General features: G+C 42.8%; 16 protein-coding genes. 11 read left to right on the forward strand and 5 right to left on the reverse strand.

Features of this window, described 5'->3' with window-relative positions:
• The first annotated feature begins 7 nt into the window (after nucleotides 1-7).
• On the forward strand, nucleotides 8-1,687 hold the full coding sequence (locus ACFS5N_RS13030) for an ArnT family glycosyltransferase (protein ID WP_377186089.1): 1,680 nt from the start codon (nucleotides 8-10) through the stop codon (nucleotides 1,685-1,687).
• 92 nt (nucleotides 1,688-1,779) lie between these two features.
• Nucleotides 1,780-2,982, forward strand: coding sequence for a bifunctional 3,4-dihydroxy-2-butanone-4-phosphate synthase/GTP cyclohydrolase II (locus tag ACFS5N_RS13035; RefSeq protein ID WP_377186091.1), 1,203 nt, complete (start codon nucleotides 1,780-1,782; stop codon nucleotides 2,980-2,982).
• Here the strand turns inward: ACFS5N_RS13035 and ACFS5N_RS13040 are convergent.
• Complete coding sequence (locus ACFS5N_RS13040) at nucleotides 2,979-7,538, reverse strand: translocation/assembly module TamB domain-containing protein (protein WP_377186093.1); 4,560 nt, start codon at nucleotides 7,536-7,538, stop codon at nucleotides 2,979-2,981. The genes ACFS5N_RS13035 and ACFS5N_RS13040 overlap by 4 nt on opposite strands.
• 116 nt (nucleotides 7,539-7,654) lie before the next feature.
• Between ACFS5N_RS13040 and tsaD the strand changes: the two genes are divergently transcribed.
• The gene (gene tsaD, locus ACFS5N_RS13045; protein WP_377186095.1) at nucleotides 7,655-8,656 is read left to right on the forward strand and encodes a tRNA (adenosine(37)-N6)-threonylcarbamoyltransferase complex transferase subunit TsaD; all 1,002 of its coding nucleotides are present in this window, start codon (nucleotides 7,655-7,657) and stop codon (nucleotides 8,654-8,656) included.
• Nucleotides 8,657-8,689: 33 nt separating this feature from the next.
• Nucleotides 8,690-8,890, forward strand: coding sequence for a hypothetical protein (locus ACFS5N_RS13050; protein ID WP_377186097.1), 201 nt, complete (start codon nucleotides 8,690-8,692; stop codon nucleotides 8,888-8,890).
• On the opposite strand, the gene ACFS5N_RS13055 is transcribed toward ACFS5N_RS13050, so the two are convergent.
• Entirely contained in the window at nucleotides 8,832-9,494 is a 663-nt protein-coding gene (locus ACFS5N_RS13055) for a polysaccharide deacetylase family protein (protein ID WP_377186099.1), read from the reverse strand. The two genes, ACFS5N_RS13050 and ACFS5N_RS13055, sit on opposite strands and share 59 nt — an antisense overlap.
• A gap of 110 nt (nucleotides 9,495-9,604) precedes the next feature.
• On the opposite strand from ACFS5N_RS13055, the gene ACFS5N_RS13060 reads away from it, so the two are divergent.
• From ACFS5N_RS13060 to ACFS5N_RS13075, 4 genes are all read left to right on the forward strand, one after another.
• Nucleotides 9,605-11,050, forward strand: coding sequence for a TolC family protein (locus tag ACFS5N_RS13060; RefSeq protein ID WP_377186101.1), 1,446 nt, complete (start codon nucleotides 9,605-9,607; stop codon nucleotides 11,048-11,050).
• Between the two features lie 31 nt (nucleotides 11,051-11,081).
• Nucleotides 11,082-12,419, forward strand: coding sequence for an efflux RND transporter periplasmic adaptor subunit (locus ACFS5N_RS13065; RefSeq protein WP_377186103.1), 1,338 nt, complete (start codon nucleotides 11,082-11,084; stop codon nucleotides 12,417-12,419).
• 101 nt (nucleotides 12,420-12,520) lie between these two features.
• Entirely contained in the window at nucleotides 12,521-13,528 is a 1,008-nt protein-coding gene (locus tag ACFS5N_RS13070; protein WP_377186105.1) for an NAD(P)H-dependent glycerol-3-phosphate dehydrogenase, read from the forward strand.
• Nucleotides 13,529-13,737: 209 nt separating this feature from the next.
• Nucleotides 13,738-14,079, forward strand: a complete 342-nt coding sequence (locus tag ACFS5N_RS13075) for a hypothetical protein (protein WP_377186107.1) — start codon at nucleotides 13,738-13,740, stop codon at nucleotides 14,077-14,079.
• Between the two features lie 355 nt (nucleotides 14,080-14,434).
• On the opposite strand, the gene ACFS5N_RS13080 is transcribed toward ACFS5N_RS13075, so the two are convergent.
• On the reverse strand, nucleotides 14,435-16,309 hold the full coding sequence (locus ACFS5N_RS13080) for a DEAD/DEAH box helicase (protein WP_377186109.1): 1,875 nt from the start codon (nucleotides 16,307-16,309) through the stop codon (nucleotides 14,435-14,437).
• Nucleotides 16,310-16,473: 164 nt separating this feature from the next.
• On the opposite strand from ACFS5N_RS13080, the gene ACFS5N_RS13085 reads away from it, so the two are divergent.
• Together ACFS5N_RS13085 and ACFS5N_RS13090 are read left to right on the forward strand one after the other, a co-directional pair.
• A complete protein-coding gene (locus tag ACFS5N_RS13085; RefSeq protein ID WP_377186111.1) occupies nucleotides 16,474-16,725 on the forward strand; it encodes a hypothetical protein in 252 nt (83 codons plus the stop codon).
• Nucleotides 16,718-17,020 carry a type II toxin-antitoxin system RelE/ParE family toxin gene (locus ACFS5N_RS13090; RefSeq protein ID WP_377186113.1) on the forward strand — a complete coding sequence of 101 codons (303 nt, stop codon included), beginning with the start codon at nucleotides 16,718-16,720 and terminating at the stop codon, nucleotides 17,018-17,020. The genes ACFS5N_RS13085 and ACFS5N_RS13090 overlap by 8 nt, the downstream gene beginning before the upstream one ends.
• Here the strand turns inward: ACFS5N_RS13090 and lspA are convergent.
• Both lspA and ACFS5N_RS13100 read right to left on the reverse strand, forming a co-directional pair.
• Complete coding sequence (lspA, locus tag ACFS5N_RS13095; RefSeq protein WP_377186115.1) at nucleotides 17,017-17,538, reverse strand: signal peptidase II; 522 nt, start codon at nucleotides 17,536-17,538, stop codon at nucleotides 17,017-17,019. The genes ACFS5N_RS13090 and lspA overlap by 4 nt on opposite strands.
• Nucleotides 17,539-17,542: 4 nt before the next feature.
• Nucleotides 17,543-18,010 (reverse strand): DUF4293 domain-containing protein, encoded by a 468-nt coding sequence (locus ACFS5N_RS13100; RefSeq protein ID WP_377186117.1) that lies wholly within the window; start codon nucleotides 18,008-18,010, stop codon nucleotides 17,543-17,545.
• Between the two features lie 124 nt (nucleotides 18,011-18,134).
• Between ACFS5N_RS13100 and ACFS5N_RS13105 the strand changes: the two genes are divergently transcribed.
• On the forward strand, nucleotides 18,135-18,653 hold the full coding sequence (locus tag ACFS5N_RS13105; RefSeq protein WP_377186120.1) for a DUF892 family protein: 519 nt from the start codon (nucleotides 18,135-18,137) through the stop codon (nucleotides 18,651-18,653).
• Nucleotides 18,654-18,660: the final 7 nt, after the last annotated feature.

The following is an 18,660-nucleotide window of genomic DNA, read 5'->3' on the forward strand; positions in this document are numbered from 1 at the left end:
ATAATTTATGCCCTCCACCCACATACAAAAGCAATTTTGGGTTAACAAATTTGTGTGGTTGACGGGCTTTGTTTTGCTTGTCAACATAATTCAGGCTTGCAGCTCTGCACTTTTAAATGATGAGCCTTATTACTGGATCTACGCACGCTATCTGGACTGGGGGTATTTTGATCATCCGCCACTGATTGCTTTACTGATCAGATTGGGAGGCAGTATTGCAAGCGCCGAAATTGGCGTACGGTTATTTCCGCTGTTGCTGGGCAGTGGTACCTTTTACCTGATTTGTAAGCTGGTTGATGATGAAGCCGAGGAGGTAGTTAATTTAAAGTTACTGTCGCTGCTGCTGCTGTCATCATTGTTTCTGAATCTTTATTCATTCCTGGCAATACCTGACACGCCGCTGCTTTTTTTTGCGACGCTGTTTTTGTACGTCTACCGCAAATATTTAAAGAACGACAGCCTGTTAAATGCGGCCTTACTTGGCCTGGTGACGGCTTTGGTTTTATACTCTAAATACCATGGCATACTGGTAGTTGGCATTACATTAATTTCAAACCTGCAACTGTTGCGCCGCCGCTCGTTTTATTTAATTGTTTTTGTGGCGATAGCCTTGTATACGCCGCACATCTGGTGGCAAATAGGGCATGATTATCCAACCATCCGTTTCCAATTTGCGGGGCGGTCTGGTAGTTTCGAGATACAGCATATGCTTAGTTATATTGGCGAGCAGGCAGCCGTTACCGGTCCGGTTATCCTGCTTTTGTTCAGTATACTGTATAAGCCACAAAATCAGTTTCAAAAAACCTTAAAGTATAACGTTATCGGGGTTTTTGTCTTCTTCCTCATCTCGTCACTAAAGGCAATGGTCAACGTGCATTGGACAGCCATTGCCTGGCCGCCGATGATTTGCATGGCTTATTTATATATTAACAAATTAAAATCCCGTGTACCGCTGATTTACGGCTTGTTGGTCGTGAATTTGGTTGCGGTAATAGTGTTGCGCCTTAACCTGAGCTTAAACTGGTTCAGTATATCAAACTTTAACGATAAAAACCCTAAACTCATGGCGGCAACCCTTGCGGGCAAAGCTAACGGCCGCCCGTTGGTTTTTGATAACAGCTATAACGAGCCATCATATTATACATTTTACACCGGGCAGGCGTGTTTTGCCGTGAACGATATCTGGTATAAAAAAACACAATATAATTACCTGCCGTCTTTAGAGCAAAAATTTCAGAATCAGGCGGTAACTTATGTGTCTGATGCCCCTGTAAATAAAGCCAGCCGGGAGATCGTCATTCCTAAAGGAAAAAAATATTACCTCACTTATATTGATCATTTTAACTCGTTTACCGGTGTCAACGTGCGGGTTCCAGAATTGGTAAATTACTTTAAACGCGGTACGGCAGCCACGTTAAAAATCGTTGTAGATGCTCCGGCACAATATGTTCCGCTTTTAAAAGCTACCGGGGCTTATATTATTATTGCCTTTACCAATAATTTGACGCAAGAGGTGGTTTATACTAAATGTCCTTTACCGGCTGGCTTTAACAATAGCCGGCCATTTAATATTACTTTCAAGGCGCCTATTACATCAGGAAGTTATCATTATCAGTTTTGTGTTGTGGCAAAAGAGCACGTAGGGGCGGGGTATAACAGCAATGTGTATCAAGCCGAGGTCAACTAAACATTACACAAAGCAGACCGGAATATTTTCCCGATGAGTTAACTTTGTTACAAAAAGTTACGTTATATACGTAGCTACCCAGATTTAAAAAAATGCTAAACACCATACCTGAAGCTATTGAAGCTATAAAAGACGGCAAGATCATTATTGTAGTTGATGATGAAGACAGAGAAAATGAAGGCGATTTTTTAGTTGCTGCCCGGTTTGCTTCGCCCGAGGTTGTAAACTTTATGGTGCGTCATGGCCGCGGACTGGTTTGCGCTCCGATTACACAGGCACGCGCTGCCGAATTGGAACTTGACCCAATGGTAAGCCACAACACAACATCGCACGAAACCAACTTTACCGTTTCTGTTGATTTGTTGGAAGGCTGTACTACCGGTATTTCGGCAACCGACCGTTCAAAAACTATACTGTCGCTCATAGACCCTGCAACTAAACCTGAAGATCTTGGTCGCCCGGGGCACATCTTTCCGCTGATAGCTAAAAATGGCGGCGTATTGCGCAGAACCGGGCATACGGAGGCTGCGGTGGATTTTGCGGTTTTAGCCGGCTTAGAGCCTGCCGGCGTAATCTGCGAGATCATGGATGAAAAAGGCGATATGGCGCGCCTGCCTGAGCTTTTGCAGATAGCCAAAGAGTTTGATTTGAAAATTGTATCCATCAAAGACCTGATTGAATATCGCCTGGATACAGAGACTTTGGTTAAAAAAGAAGTCTCCGTAAAATTACCAACAGAGTGGGGCGATTTTGAGATGACCGCTTATACTCAAATCAATACCGGCGAAAACCATATAGCTTTGGTAAAAGGTACCTGGGAGCCGGACGAGCCTATTTTGGTGCGTGTACATAGCTCATGTGTTACCGGTGATATATTTGGCTCATGCCGTTGCGACTGCGGGCCGCAATTACACAAGGCCATGGAGATGATAGAAAAAGAAGGTAAGGGCGTAATTGTCTATATGAATCAGGAAGGCCGCGGTATTGGTTTGGTAAATAAATTAAAAGCATATAACCTACAGGAAGCCGGCTTTGACACCGTTGAGGCAAATCTTAAATTAGGTTTCCCGATGGATCAGCGCGACTATGGTATTGGCGCGCAGATATTACGCAATCTGGGCGTTACTAAAATGCGCTTGATGAGCAACAATCCCAAAAAACGTGCGGGTTTAATTGGTTATGGGCTTGAAGTGGTAGAAAATATTCCTATCGAAATTGCTGCAAATCCGCATAACGAGGCTTATTTAAAAACCAAGCGTGATAAGATGGATCATACCATTATGCGCAATCATTAATCTTCTTCGTCTTTCTTAGCCGGTTGAGTTGGCTGTACCGTTGTTGGCGGCGGCGTATTGCTGGCCGGGCTTGATAATGGCGTGGTAGACGGGCTGGCCATGGGCGCTACGTCTTTATTGGTAATAGCATGCCGGCGGTTAAATATATATCTGAAAAACTCGCCGAAAGTATCAAAATCATGCTGGTATACCAAACCTATGCCGTTTACGTATTGCACTGAGTTTTGGTCAATAGTACTTAACAGGTTATTTAACGCGCGATAGGAATAACGCCCGCTCAGAGAGCCGTCTTTTCTGATCAGGTATGAAGCCTGGAAATCTTTGGTTAAAGCGCTGAAATTTGAATTTAATAAAGTATTGTTAAGCGATACCAGGGAGCTGCTTCCGGTGGTATTAAATAAACTACCGTCCAGTATTACCCGTTCATGTGCAAATTTGTAGGTGGCGCTAACGTCGTTAAATGAACGTATGTTCAAGTCAAGGTTTTTTATAGCATTTGATTGCGCGATGATGTTATTTATTTTATTAAAAGCAAATTCGGTAGCCGCATTGTAGGCGGTACCTACCACCTGGTTTGTAAGATTGTTGGTGCCTGCGCCTGATGCAAAACTGCGTGTTACAATAACGCTTAATGCCTGGCGGTTGCGGTTATTATTGTCGGCCAGATAGGTAGCCAGTTCGTCTTTGATAGACGGATCGGTAGGGAAGTTAAAATCAAAATTAATATCCGGTTGTATCAGCGAGTTGGTAATGAGCAACTCGGCCTGTACCAATTCAGGGTTAGCACCCTTAGGGCTTGGATAACCGGCGGCATCATAAAGTGGTTTAACCTCTGCGCGTACCTCATATATGGCACGCAGATTAATTTGTGCATTACTTGGGTTCCCTGTCCATCTGATAGTGCCGCCCTGGTTTACCGTAAAGTTTTTGCTTATGAAATTTTTAGCGGTAAAGTCAAACTTGCCCGAGGTGATGGTAAACTCTCCAAACATATCAAAGTCGCCTAAACTATTAATGCGCAGGCTCAGATTTTTCGATTGTCCGCTACCTTGTAACACACCATAATCTGTGGTAATTTTTACTACAGCTTTTTCATCGACATTGAGGTTTAAATTTAACGTAACACCGTTAAATCTTTTGGCTTTATCTACCGTGGCTACTGCAGTGTCTTTGTGGCTCACAAAGTTTATAAAGTCGTAGTCGCTGGCTGTGGTTGACGTATTTAGCGGGATATTAAATACCGTACCGGCTTGTGTTGACGCGTTGATATTGATGTTCATGTTATCAATCGGGCCAGCAAAGCTAAAATCGCCGGTGGCATAAGCAGTACCAAAATACAGGTGATTGTCTTTGAATTGTGTATTAAGCGCCATCAGGTTGTTGGCGTGTAGCTGTACGTCAATGTTAGGGTTTGCCAGGTCATTCAAATCAACCGTACCATTTGCGGTACCAGTACCGCCATGGTTGTCCTTCAATATCATCTTATTAATCTTGACCACACTGTTTTGTACTTCAAGCTTGTCACTAACCAGGAATGGCGCTTTCAGGTAGTTTACCATAACGCCGGTATTATCTAAAGTGATGCTGCCGTTTAATTGGGGTTTAGCCAGCGAACCTGTAAGTTTCAGATCTGTTGATACTGTCCCCTTCAGGTCAGAAACAAGGTCTTTTACAAAAGGCTCAAAAATAATAGCCTCTGTCTGCGTCATTTTAACATCGAAATCCAGCTTGTCGTCTGTCCCCTTGCCCAAAAAATAGGAGCCGCCTATATTCAGCGTTTCCAAGCCTTTGTTCAAAATATTAACCTTTACATTGGCGCGGCTGCGTTCGGCGTCAAGGTTTGATACTAGCTTGATGTTTCCCACCGTGGTATTGTTCATTTTAAATGAATCAATAGCCAACTGTGCATCCACCCCCGGCGACTTAAGTATTGAACTTAGCGTTACATCGCCGTTCATAATGCCATGCAGTTTAATATCGGCGGCCTTGGTTAGCTCATCCAGCGTCGCCATTCTGAATTTGATGAAATCAACTTTAAGTTTATCGGCAGCATTGTCAGATATAAAACCATTAATGCGCGCAACTTGCTCGCCATTTGAAAGCTCAAAGCCCGATATCTGTGTCTTACCATCCAGCAACCTGATACGTACCTGTTCTTGCAGGCGCCATTTTTGATGCTCAATGATAACATCCGACGGTAGCAATTTCAGCTTGGCGGTGGTATCTCGCCCAAATTCAACTAAACCGTAAAGGTCCAATTGGTTGGTGGCGTCTTTGTCGGCCAGCTTAACGTTAAATTTCAGGCTGTCGTTATTAATGAAGTTGGTGATGTCGATGTTTTTTATAAAAAGGTCTTTGCTCAGGTCAATCTGCCGCAAGGATATACCTACCGTCAGGTTATTATCGCTAGTGCTTTCATCCAGAATGAAGTCATGAAACAATATCTTTTTGTAATTGATGGTCTTAACATAACCGTTTATAGTGGCCGTTTTTTCTGCCGAATTAAACTTGCCTATAAAAGTACCCTGTTCCGGTATTTTCAAGTCGGGCAGGAAGATAGCCGTAAGCGGGTCAAGGTTTTTGATAGTTACATTAAGCTCAAAGTTTTGAGGCTTAGGCGGCGTAATGTCTGTTTGTAAAGACGGGATATATTTTTTGGCGATGGTTTTAAAATACGACGGCAAAGTAGCCAGATCATAGCTGCCTTTAAGCGTGCCATCCAGGGCGTCAGAACGCAGGACTATCAATCTCGAATCGCCCCGGCCGGTAGCCGCGAAATAAACCGAGTCAAGCAGATAGTTATTTCTTGGGTCTATAATACGGATTGGCGACAGCCTTACCCGTCCTTCAAAATTTTTCAGACTGTTGCCCGAGAAGGTGGTATTTAGCTGTGCGCTGATGATGATAGTATCTCCCATCAGCTTAAGTTTGTTCAGATTGGCATCGTGCAGGTTTGCCTGTACCGAATAAACAGGTAGTGCCGGGTTAAAGTCGACATGTCCGTTACCGTCAAACTTGACATTTTTGTCGTTAACGGATAGTTTAGCGTTGATTTTTTTCCCGGTGTAATTTCCGTTTACCGCAATGTTTTTATAACCGTAGCCCTTGAGGTCAAAATAATCAATATTGGCGCTTATATTGGCATTAAGGTTTTTAAGTTCGTCGCCGCTGCCGTTAACGTTGGCTTTAAAGGTGGTGCGCCCAAATGTGTTATCATTAAGCAGGCCCGCCAGGTTAAAATTATAAGCATCCAATGTACCGCCATAGCTTGGCACACCGGCTTTATTGGTTTTGAATTTAATGTTTGGATCAAAGCGACCCAACTGCGTTTTAAAGGTGCCGGCTGTTGTAAAATCACTTTGTAAGCCTTTAAAGGTGCCCGTGAAATTCACGTTGCCAAATCTGCCAACTATGTCAGGGGTTGTGGCTTTCTCGTTACCGGTAAAGTGTTTGTAAAGGTAGTCCAGATCTTTTTTATTGGTAGCTATCTGGTCAAACTTCAAATCAAGATAGGTATGGTCCCAATCGGGCAGGCCTTTTAAACTGAAATTGCCCTTTACGTATGTGGCCTGGCCGGCTGTTACAGTCAGGTCGGTAGCTTTCAGGTTATTAACTATGCCTTGTATACGGCCGTTTACGCCCAGCTCAAAATTAATCTTTTGCAGGTCTTGGGTAAAGTAGGCTATATCTGTCGACGAGATATGCGATTGGTTAAAATGGCCGTCCATATCAATTTTGCTCGTGAAATCGTTAAAATCTTTAAACGACTTAAAGCGCATGTTCAGATAATTGCGGATGAGCGAATGCGGCGTTTGTATAAACAGGTGCCTGGCCAGTATACGATTAGAGTCGACCGTAGTAATTGCAGAATAGTTTTTAAGGTAAAAGCCGCCTTTTTCTTTCAAAGTCAGGTGCTGAACGTCCGCTGAAAACAGGTGATTTTTCAAATCCATCCCGTTTACGGTAACGCTTAGGTTGTAAACATCCAGATCTTCAAAGTTTATCCCATTAACTACGTTGTGTTTCCTTAAATCTTTATACCTGAAATGGAAGTTGTTTACTATCGATTTCTCAAACACCAGCTTCCAGGGTTTGCCGGGAGCAGTTTTAACGGTGTCTTTTGATTTGAGACTGTCAATAACAAACTGCAGGTTGGTTTCGCCGTTTAGCTGATTTTTTAAGTAAACAGAACCATTGTCCAATTGGATAAGCTTGAAGTCAAGTTTGCGTTGTTGTATGCTGCTGAAAATTGAGAAACCGTTAAGTTTAACCGTCAATTTGGGCGTTCGCACCAGCGTATCGCGGGATTTATCCAGCACATAAAAGTCTTCAAGAACTATTGACGAAAAAGGTTTAATGTACAGACTTTTTACATTAACCTCTGTGCCCAGTTTTTTTGCCAGATAGTGGGCCGCCTTTTTTGCAGCCCAGGTTTGTACGGGTTTATATTGAAATAGCAGTACCAGCACACTGGCCGTTAACAGCAGGAACAATACAATGCTTAGCGCTATTTTTAGTACTTTTTTAATAACTTTGTTGTCTAATTCTGAATTCAAAAGTAAAAATTCAAAAACGCTTAAAGTGTTTTAATCCTTTTGAATTTTATTATAATATTTATTTAAAAGCAGGGGCCATTTTTTGGCTTCTCACTTTTGACTTTTAACTTATACAAGTGCCTGTAATTTTAGCCATCGAATCTTCATGCGACGATACCTCCGCTTCGGTTTGTGTTGACGGAAAGGTATTGAGCAATGTTATTGCCAACCAGTCAATCCACGAAGCGTATGGCGGCGTTGTCCCTGAGCTTGCCTCAAGGGTTCATCAGCAAAACATTGTCCCGGCTGTGCAACAGGCTTTCGCGAAGGCAAAAGTAAGCAAAAATGACGTTGATGCGGTAGCTTTTACACGCGGCCCCGGACTTTTAGGGTCTTTATTAGTTGGCGTATCGTTCGCTAAGGCATTTGCGTTGGCTAAAAACGTCCCGATTATAGAGGTTAATCACATGCAGGCCCACGTATTGGCGCATTTTATTGGGGATAATAAACCATCATTTCCCTTTTTGTGCCTTACCGTTTCAGGTGGCCATACCCAGATAGTTTTGGTTAAGGATTATTTTGATATGGAGGTTGTAGGGCAGACGCTTGACGATGCTGCCGGCGAAGCCCTGGACAAAACCAGTAAAATTTTAGGCCTTCCATATCCCGGCGGGCCGCTTATTGACAGAAATGCGCGCCTGGGTAATCGCGAAGCCTACTATTTCCCCGAGCCGCAAATACCGGGATTTGACTTTAGCTTTAGCGGACTAAAAACCTCGATACTTTACTTTATACGTGATAACGTTGCGCAAAATCCAAAATTTACCGAAGAAAATATCAATGATATTTGCGCCTCGGTTGAATACCGGATTGCAACTATCCTGCTAAACAAACTTAAAAAAGCTGCGCTGCATTACGGCGTAAAAGATATTGCGCTGGCAGGAGGTGTATCGGCTAATACAGGGCTGCGTTTAGGTACCAAAGAGATGTGTGAGCAAATGGGCTGGAACTGCTTTATTCCTGAGATGCAGTATTGCACAGACAATGCCGGTATGATTGCTATTGCCGGTTATTATAAATACCTGAAAGGCGAATTTGCCGACCAAGGCGTAGCCCCTTTGGCACGTATGCCTATATAATTAAATGCTAATTCTATTCAATAACTTTAAGCAATGGGTCCTAATCTAATTTTCTGGGTAATTTTTGTAATACCGTTAGTAGCGTTTTTGGTATGGCTGATGCGTCAGGATAAGCGCAAGGGCAAGCTGGGCCTGATTGTATTGTCCATCATCGTAATTGGTGCAGTAGTTTATACTATTGTAAAGAAGGACGGAAAGCAGGATCCAAATGTGGTTCAGCAACCAGCGAACTAAATGTATAACCCTCATTTGCCCAGTATTCCATTGCTTTAGGTAAAGCATATTCCAACCTTTCAAAGGCTTTCAGGCTGTCGTGAAATAATACGATATCGCCGCCCTCAGTATTTTTGGTGACGTTTTTAAGGCACTGTGCAGGCTTTACGTCGATGTCAAAATCAGCGCTTAAAACGTTCCACATCACAATCTTTAAATCGGGCTTGGCTTTTTTCAGTAGGGCTATCTGCGAGCGGCTGATGCGCCCGTGCGGCGGCCTGAACAGTTTGCTGCCTATCACCTCGTCGGCCAGTAAAAAATTATCCAGATAGGTCCAGTCGTCGGTATCCCAACCTTTTAAATGATTATACGTATGATTGCCTATGGCATGGCCATCGGCTTTTACCTGTTCAAAAATGTCGGGATGCTTGCGCACATTATCACCTATGCAAAAAAAAGTGGCCTTTGCATTGTATTGCTTTAAAATATTTAGCACAAAAGGTGTAACAATGGGTATAGGTCCATCGTCAAACGTCAAATAAATGGTACGGTCGTCACTGCCTGTATCCCACGTTAGTAAGGGATAAAGCTTTTTAAGCAGCCAGGGAGTTTTTACCAGATACATTTAATTTTATAAATATAATAGATGATGATAGATTTGACGGGGATTTTAATCAGTAAATCAAATCTAACTTCTACTTATTATATCTCAAAACTGTTGGACTGATAAAGTTTATGATTAACAATATTTTCGGACGAATAAGTCTTTTTTCAGGTGTAATTCTGACGTTGATGTCATTGCATGTTAACGCTCAGGAAAAGATAACACTGCAAGCTGCGGTCGACCGTACATTGGCCAATAACCTTACCGTTAAACAGGCCCGGGTGAATGAGGCCCTGGGCCAGGCCGATTTAGAGCAGTCAAAATATAACCAGTTGCCAAGCTTAAATGCCGGTGCACAGGGTGGTTATTATTTTGGCCGCAGCCAGGTTGCCGGTGCATTTACCTATACATCGTCAACCTCGTTCAATGCCAATGCTAATGCCCAGCTGCAGTTTACAGTTTATCAGGGCGGGCAGTTACGTAATCAGATATTACAAAACAGGTTGGCTCTTGATGTAAATAAAGGCCAAACTGCCAAGATAAAAAACGATTTGGTGTTAAATGTGGTAACCACCTATTTGCAAGTGCTAACCAATCAGGATTTGGTTGATGCGGCAAAGCAGCAAGTTGATCTGGCAAACCAAACATTGGCACGCTCAGACATTCAATATAACGTTGGTAATCAAACCCTGGCAGACCTGTCACAAGCTAAGGCACAGGTGTCAACAGCTACCTTAAATTTAACCACTGCTCAAAATCAACTTGACCTTTCTGTACTTGTACTAAAGCAGTATATGGAAATGGATCCGTACACGCCTATAGTTGTTGAGCGTCCTGATATAAGTAAGTTAACTAATGTAAAGACCTTGTACGATGCCAACGAAGTTGTGCAAACTGCGTTAGGCATAAATCCGGATGTTCAACTCGCCGAGATGCAGCAGAAAACCTATGAGCAGGCCATTAAAATAGCTAAGAGCAACTATTACCCCACTGTTAGTTTGTACGGCGGCCTCGCTTCTACCTATTCAGACAGGTTGAATCAAACTGTAATTGGCCTTACACCTCCCGCTTACCAGCAGATAGGTGTTGTTCAGGGAGCAGGCACTCCTGTGCTATCATCAGTGCCTGTAACGCAGGCGATATATGGTCCGTATTCGGCGTTCAACCAAATCCGGGATAATTTTAACCAAAACCTGGGCTTAAGTGTACAGATACCCATTTTTAACAAGTTATACGCCCATACTGCAGTGCGCAAAGCGCAGCTCAACTTTCAAAATGCGCAGTTAAATACACAAATAGCGAAAAATAATTTGAGTAAAACCATTATCCAGGCGGTGCTTGATTTGCAGGCCGCAGATAAGCAGTATCAATCAGCACAACAAACTTTTGCGGCTAATAAAGACGCCTTAAATGTGACCAAACAACGTTACGATGTTGGCCTGGTGAACTCGCTGGATTATAATACTGCTGTTACCAACTTTAACAAATCGCAAAACGATATGATACAGGCCAGGTATACGGTGATCTTCAGAAGCAAGATCATTGACTATTATCTGGGCAACACCATAACACTTTAATAATTCAAAATAATCATCGATCCAAAAAATCATGGGAAAGACTACTAAATATATCCTTATTGCACTTGGTGCTTTGGTTGTGCTGCTCATTGTCGGCAAAGCAACCGGCATTATTGGCAAACCTAAAAAAACGCAGGTAGCTACTGAAAAGGCCGCCGAACGTTTTATTAATGAAACCGTATCGGCCAGCGGAAAGATCAAACCGCACGTTGAGGTAAAGATTAGCCCGGAGGTATCTGGCGAGGTAGTAGAGTTGCCGGTTAAAGAAGGCGACGTGGTAAAAAAGGGCCAGCTCATTTGTCGTATTCGTCCTGATATTTTGAAATCGGGATATGAGCGTGCAGTTGCATCGTATAATTCGCAAAAAGCCAGCGTAGGTAACTCAAGTCAAATGCTGAAACAAGCCGAGGCTACTTTCAACAACCAGGCATCAACTTTTAAAAGAAGTAAAGAATTGTATGACCATAAAGTATTGACAGCGGCCGAGTTTGACAACGCCCAAGCCAGCTATGAAAATGCTAAAGCAGCTTTAGAGGCTGCCCGCCAAAATGTAATCGGTTCGCAATATGGGCTGGCACAATCGTCGGCATCGGTAAAAGAGGCACAGGATAATTTGTATAAAACCACCATTTACTCGCCTGTTGATGGCGTGGTTTCAAAATTGTCAATTCAACAAGGCGAACGCGTATTAGGTACGCAGCAATTTGCAGGTACCGAGATCATGACCATATCTGACCTGAGCCAGATGGATGTGAATGTGGATGTAAACGAAAATGACATTAACCGCATTAGCCTTGGCGATTCATCAAAAATTGAGGTAGACGCCTTTTTGGGTAAGAAATTTAAAGGTGTGGTAACTGAAATAGGCAGCTCTGCGAATGTTGTAGGTACCACTGCCGACCAGGTGACTAACTTTACCGTTAAGGTGAGAATTGACCCGGCATCATATACGGAGATGTTGAAAAAAGGCAATGGTAACCCATCGCCATTTCGGCCGGGGTTGACGGCTACGGTTGATATTATGACCAACCACGACAAAGGTTTGGCGGTGCCAATACAAGCGGTAACTACCCGTGAGGAAAAGAAACCTGATAACGGCCAAAAGAAAAATGATAACGATGATGCCAAAAGTGCCAGCAGTGCACCTGCCAAAGAATATGTGTTTGTATATAATGCGGGCAAGGTAAAACAAGTACAGGTAACTACCGGGATACAAGACGATATGTACATACGCATATTAACCGGCCTGAAGGCCGGCGACGAGGTTGTATCGGCCCCATACCCGGCTATTTCCAAAACATTAAAGGACGGAGATTTGGTGGAGAAGGTAGATAAGTCGAAGTTATTTGATGCCAGCCAAAACAAGTAATTGAACAATAATAAAAGAAAGGCCATTCGTTAGTTACGAATGGCCTTTCTTTTTACATTAATTTCTAACTTTGTTAATACCCGATTAACCCGGGCATACTAATGCAATATCAAAACAACAAAATACTGGTTGTTGGCGGGGGTAGCTGGGCTACCGCCAATATTAAAATGCTGACTGATAACCCTGCCGATAAAGAAATTTTTTGGTGGATGCGCAATGAACAGGCTGTTGAGCATGTGCAAAGGTTCAGACACAACCCTAACTACCTGAGCTCGGTCGAAATAAAGGTACCTGCCGAAAACATCTCGACCGATCTGAAAGCATTAATAGCCAAAGCTGATGTGATATTGTTGAACGTGCCGGCAGCTTTTTTAAAAGAAGCCCTTGCAGATATTGCTACAGATGATTTTAAAGGCAAAAAAGTTGTATCGGCTATTAAGGGTATTGTGCCTGATGAAAACCTGATTATCGGTGAGTTTTTGAATAAAAAATACGATATCTCCTTTGATAATTTTATCGTGATCAGCGGGCCCTGCCACGCTGAGGAAGTGGCTTTAGAAAAACTTTCTTACCTAACCATAGCTTCGGGCGACCCGGAGCTGGCAACCTGCTTTGCCGGTATGCTGAGCACCCGCTATATCAAAACCATTGTTTCTGATGATATATACGGCACCGAATATGCTGCCGTACTTAAAAATATCTATGCTATTGCCGGCGGCATATGCCATGGCGTTGGTTATGGTGATAACTTTCAGGCTGTGCTGGTTTCAAACGCTATACGCGAGTTAATGCGATTTGTTGATGCCGTACATCCCATTGAGCGCGATATAAAAGAATCGGCTTACCTGGGCGATTTGCTGGTTACAGCCTATTCACAATTTAGCCGAAACCGCACCTTTGGTAATATGATAGGCAAGGGCTACACTGTTAAATCGGCACAACTGGAAATGAACATGATTGCCGAAGGCTACTACGCCGTAAGCTGCCTGCACGAAGCCAACAAACAGTATCAGGTTAAAATGCCGATAGTAGATGCCGTGTATGCAATTTTATATGAAAAGCATTCGCCGGCTGTGGAGATGCGGAAACTGGCAGATCAGCTAAACTGACAGTCCAATAGATTTTTCATTCTTTTAAAAGGGTTGTATTTCCGATAGCGAAGGATCTTATACGCACTAATGACGGTACTGAATGTTTGGCATTCAATACAGTATTAGCTTTCATGTTTGGGTTGAAGATGCTGATCTAAGTAAATATAGCCCTCGGGAATAATATTGGCAACAAAATTGTATAGTTGTCTATACTAGAACATACAATCATGGAAAACTCACTCAAAATATCATTATTAGCAGCAGCAATGTTTGCTGCGACCCAAACCTTTGCCCAGGAACACAAATCTGTAGGTCATCAAATAGGCCATGCTGCTAAAGATGTAGGCCATGCAACCGCCACAGCGGCTAAAGATGTAGGCCACAAAACAGCCGAACTTTCGTCAAAAGGAGCAGCTGCGGTTACTGACAAACGCTATGAGGGCCACTGGGCGCGTACGGGTGAAAATGTTTATATAGACGAACACCACAAATATTTTTATGTAAATAAAAGAGGTCACAGAGTGTTTATAACTCATGCGCAAATGCGTACTAAACCATTAAGACACTAATACGTCATAAGGTTACATCACAACAATCTACCATGTTATGAAAACATATGCGTTAATAGCCGTGCACTTACTTACCGCGGTTTTGCTGGTAAGTATGTCATAATAGTAAAGAGCTTAACTATAGTTTAGAACTCAGATCAAAAGCAAGGTTTCACAATTGTTATCCTGCTTTTGGTCTTTGTTGTTTTATACTATCCTTGATAATCCCTTAAAAACAAAAGCCCTTCCGAACTGCAATCGGAAAGGGCTTTGTTACTAAAACTAAACTAAAACTATCTTGAGTGAATGGTGAGTAGTTGATTAAGAGAGTTGTTACCATTTACTTAATCAACCACGGTCAACCATTCAACTAATATTAAAATCTGCGTTTACGGTCATTGCTGCCAGAGCGTTCTTCGCGGCGTTTGCCTGAAAAGTCGCGGAAGCCGCCTGAGTTGTTACCGCCATCACGACGATCACCGCCGCCGCGGTATCCGCCTTCTTTGCGATCGCCACCACGGTAACCACCGCCTTCTCTGCGGTCACCGCCGCGGTATCCGCTTTCTTTGCGATCGCCACCACGGTAGCCACCTTCTCTGCGGTCGCCACTACGGTTGCTGCTGGTACCTTCGCCAGATATTTCAACACGTACTTCACGGCCTTTAAATTCTGCGCCTTTAAAGTTGTCTACAACAATTTGAGCTTCGGTGTTTGGTACCTCAAAGAATGAGAAAACACCTTTAACATCGATCTTGCCAACTATGCGGCCGCTAATTTTAGCGTTGTTACAAATGTAACCCAGCAATTCGCCACGGTTAAACTCGTCAACCGAACCTAAGTTGATAAACAAACGGGTGTATTCTGATTTACCACCGCGTTCACCACGCTCTCCGCGTTCGCCACGTTCGCTTCTGCCTTCTTCAACAGGAGCATTCAGGTCAGGCGCGTTTTTATAGTAATCCAGGAAGCGGTTAAACTCAATAGAAGCAAAGCGTTTTACCAATTCCTCTTTTGAAAGTTCTTTGAACTCTTCCATGATACGAGGTACGTATTGTTCGATCTGTTGCTCGTTAACTTCAACATCATGTATCTTATGAACGATTGCGAATAGCTGTTTCTCGCAAACGTCAAAGCCGGTAGGAATTTCGGCTTTAACAAATTTCTTACCAATAACGCGCTCAATCTGGCGAATCTTACCTAATTCTTTCGCATTAACGATAGCGATAGATACGCCTGTTTTACCAGCACGTGCAGTACGGCCGCTACGGTGTGTGTAGTTTTCAATCTCGTCGGGCAATGAGTAGTTAATAACGTGTGTTACGTCGTTAACGTCAATACCACGGGCAGCAACGTCAGTAGCAATCAATAACTGCAAACTGCGCTCGCGATAGCGTTTCATTACTTTATCGCGCTGTTGCTGCGATAGGTCACCGTGCAGAGAGTCGGCATTGTAACCGTCCTTAATTAAGGCTTCGGCTATATCCTGAGTTTCAATTTTGGTACGGCAAAATACGATACCGAAAATGTCCGGATTAAAGTCGACAATACGTTTAAAGGCAGCATATTTATCGCGGGCACGTACTACATAGTACTCGTGCTCGATATTGGCATTGCCTGTATTTTTGGTACCCATGGTAAGCTCAAACGGCTCATCCATGTATTTTTTTGCTATGCGGCGTACCTCGGCCGGCATAGTAGCAGAAAACAACCAGGTTTTCTTGGTGTCTGGAGTGGTTGACAGGATATTGTCTATATCTTCCTGAAAGCCCATATTGAGCATTTCATCAGCTTCATCCAATACCACATATTTAACGCCGGTGAAGTCGATAGCACCGCGGTTAATAATGTCAAGCATACGGCCCGGTGTAGCAACAACAATTTGCACACCACGACGTATTTGGCGCAGTTGGTCAGAAATACTAGCTCCGCCATAAACGGCAACAACATGTACGTTGTTCATTTTTTTGGAGTAGTTTTTTATGTCGTTAGCAATCTGCAAGCAAAGCTCGCGGGTTGGACATAATACAAGCGCCTGTGGATGATTTTCTTCGAAATCCAACAGTTCTAATAGTGGCAGGCCGAAGGCAGCAGTTTTACCGGTCCCGGTTTGGGCTAATCCGACAAAATCGTTGCTGCCTGTAAGCAATACCGGGATTGACTGTTCCTGGATTGGAGTAGGGTTTTCAAAGCCTAACTCAGAGATGGCATTAACAATATCATGACGGATTCCCAGATTTAAAAATGGGTTCATGATTTAAAATAACGAATCTGGCTACATCGCCAAATCGGGCGCAAAGGTACAGCTAATTATTTACAATTCAAATAGCTGCATTAAAGCGTTTTACATGGGTATGATAATTGGGAGTGTTTAATTATCAGGATGATATTAGTATATTTGATTAGATAACAGTTATAATGATGAATAACGCAACGATAAAAACGGAGTTGCTTGACAGAATTGAGCATGCTGATGATAAACAGATCAGAGAGATTTACGGCTTGATGTTGAATTATTTTAACGAAAACGAAGAAAAAGGCTGGGACACGCTGTCACCCTATCATAAGGATAGAATAACGCAAAGCATAAAGCAAGCTGAAGCTGGTTTAGGAGTTTCTGCAAAAGATGTATTAAAGCAGGCTCGCGAAAAATATGGCCTAAATGGCTAAAGATGTTGTTTTAACTCCGCTTGCGGCTGAGGATTTTTACAATGTTTTAAATTATCTGACCAATAAATGGGGTGACGAAGTAGTAAATGATTTTTTAGATCGTTACGAAGATGTTATCGCTCTATTAGCCGATAGTGCAGCGATCTATCCATATTTTGACATTGCCAGAAAACTACAGCGATGTGTTTTAACGAAGCATAATATTTTATATTTCAGAGAAACGGAGGACTCGGTTTTGATTTTTACTATCTTCGATACACGCCAAAATCCTGAAAAACTCTCAGGTATTATCTAATCCGTCACATTATCCGGCTTCAACAACCCTTTTTGCGTATTCAAGTACACAAAAAACAACCCAATAACACCCGCTGTAATGCAAACATCGGCCACATTAAATATGCCGGTACGGAAGGTGTCACCAATGCCCAGGTTCATGAAATCAGTAACATGGCGATCGTAAATAATACGATCAATGATATTCCCTAATCCGCCGGCAACAATCATCGCAAAGCAAAACAACTTGAAATTGCTGAATTCTTTTACGCGGCGCATTACATACACAAACAGCAAGATAATAACACCCAGCGGTAAAATGCTCAACAGCCAAAAGCTAAACGGCTGAGGAAGGTTGTCGCCAAAACTCAGGGCTGCGCCCGTGTTTTCAACATACTCTAAAATAAAGGTATCGTGCAGGTATGATTTAGGCTGGCTGTACATCAAATGTTCTTTAGCCAGTAGCTTGGTCCATCGGTCAAGCCCAATAAAGGCCACGCAGGCCAGGCAGAATAAAAATACTTTTAGTCGGGTGTTCATGCGCTTATCTTAACCTGTCGGCCGACCGTACCAGCTTCTCGTCTTTTTGAATGGATTTTTGCGCAATTACAATAAGCAGTAAACTCAGTGACAACAAAATAATGCCTATGCCATAGTTGCTCATGCTCAGATTAGCGTCGCCAATGGCGCTTTTAACCGTTTGCGATACCCAATAACTGAACGCAATAATTACCAGCATTAAGCCGTAACACAAGTTAATTTGCCTGCGTCGGTTTTTGTAGGAGAAAATAACAGCCAGCGGCATCAGGGTTGCGCAAATAGTGCCTATAATAAGCGGTATGAAAGTTTCGGTACGAGTTGACTGGCCATTTACATCTTTAAAAACGCCGGTAACCATAATGGTTTCAGGTTGCCCGTTCACGTAAACGCCATGCACCAGCGGGAAAACAAAAAGCCCGGCAATTACCAGCCCGGCAAATAGCAGATATATAGTTTGAATGCGTTGTATCATTACTGTTAAAGATTTATGCGGCAAATATAATTGAGCTTATGGATAATTTGTTATAACGACGTTACAATATTATAAAGTGTGAAATATTTGTAAATTTACCCTGCTTATATTATCGCAATTAGCTATGACAGATACCCCTAATTCTTCGCTTAGTCCGAAAGACGTAAAGTTGGAAGACAATCATCTTAAACGCATCTTCCTGGAGCATTTAAATAGTATTTATTTTGGCAAGCAGCATTTGCTGGCTTTTTTTGATGAAATTGAGGCCATTGCTTCTTTGCAGCAACTCAAATTAGCTATCGACGAGGTTCGCACCGACACAAATACGCAAATTGCTCATATGGACGAAATTTACCAATATATTCAGAAAGAGCCCTCAAAGACCAGCGTCCTGGGTATTAAAGGCATGACTTTAGAGGCTTATTTGTCAGTGATTAAAGCGGGCAAGACACCATTGGAGCGCGATGTGCTTATTTTGTTTTACCTGCAGATTATTGAAGGTATTGAGGTGACTTATTTTAAAGTACTCAAGAACCTGGCTAAGGCTGCCGGCTATAATCACACCTACCTTGACCAGCCTTTCGATTTAGCGGTGGAGAATAAGTTTTTGTTTGAAACGATACATAAGGAATATATTAGTTAGATTTGGG

The organism is Mucilaginibacter ximonensis, assembly GCF_042686265.1.
In the GTDB taxonomy this organism is placed as follows: Bacteria; Bacteroidota; Bacteroidia; order Sphingobacteriales; family Sphingobacteriaceae; genus Mucilaginibacter; species Mucilaginibacter ximonensis.

What these genes read in the sequence shown, in the direction of transcription:
- ACFS5N_RS13030 (WP_377186089.1), top strand. Translation starts at nt 8, where the DNA reads ATGCCCTCCACCCACATACAAAAGCAATTTTGGGTTAACAAATTTGTG.
- ACFS5N_RS13035 (WP_377186091.1), top strand. Translation starts at nt 1,780, where the DNA reads ATGCTAAACACCATACCTGAAGCTATTGAAGCTATAAAAGACGGCAAG.
- ACFS5N_RS13050 (WP_377186097.1), top strand. Translation starts at nt 8,690, where the DNA reads ATGGGTCCTAATCTAATTTTCTGGGTAATTTTTGTAATACCGTTAGTA.
- ACFS5N_RS13055 (WP_377186099.1), bottom strand. Translation starts at nt 9,494, where the DNA reads ATGTATCTGGTAAAAACTCCCTGGCTGCTTAAAAAGCTTTATCCCTTA.
- ACFS5N_RS13060 (WP_377186101.1), top strand. Translation starts at nt 9,605, where the DNA reads ATGATTAACAATATTTTCGGACGAATAAGTCTTTTTTCAGGTGTAATT.
- ACFS5N_RS13065 (WP_377186103.1), top strand. Translation starts at nt 11,082, where the DNA reads ATGGGAAAGACTACTAAATATATCCTTATTGCACTTGGTGCTTTGGTT.
- ACFS5N_RS13070 (WP_377186105.1), top strand. Translation starts at nt 12,521, where the DNA reads ATGCAATATCAAAACAACAAAATACTGGTTGTTGGCGGGGGTAGCTGG.
- ACFS5N_RS13075 (WP_377186107.1), top strand. Translation starts at nt 13,738, where the DNA reads ATGGAAAACTCACTCAAAATATCATTATTAGCAGCAGCAATGTTTGCT.
- ACFS5N_RS13080 (WP_377186109.1), bottom strand. Translation starts at nt 16,309, where the DNA reads ATGAACCCATTTTTAAATCTGGGAATCCGTCATGATATTGTTAATGCC.
- ACFS5N_RS13085 (WP_377186111.1), top strand. Translation starts at nt 16,474, where the DNA reads ATGATGAATAACGCAACGATAAAAACGGAGTTGCTTGACAGAATTGAG.
- ACFS5N_RS13090 (WP_377186113.1), top strand. Translation starts at nt 16,718, where the DNA reads ATGGCTAAAGATGTTGTTTTAACTCCGCTTGCGGCTGAGGATTTTTAC.
- lspA (WP_377186115.1), bottom strand. Translation starts at nt 17,538, where the DNA reads ATGAACACCCGACTAAAAGTATTTTTATTCTGCCTGGCCTGCGTGGCC.
- ACFS5N_RS13100 (WP_377186117.1), bottom strand. Translation starts at nt 18,010, where the DNA reads ATGATACAACGCATTCAAACTATATATCTGCTATTTGCCGGGCTGGTA.
- ACFS5N_RS13105 (WP_377186120.1), top strand. Translation starts at nt 18,135, where the DNA reads ATGACAGATACCCCTAATTCTTCGCTTAGTCCGAAAGACGTAAAGTTG.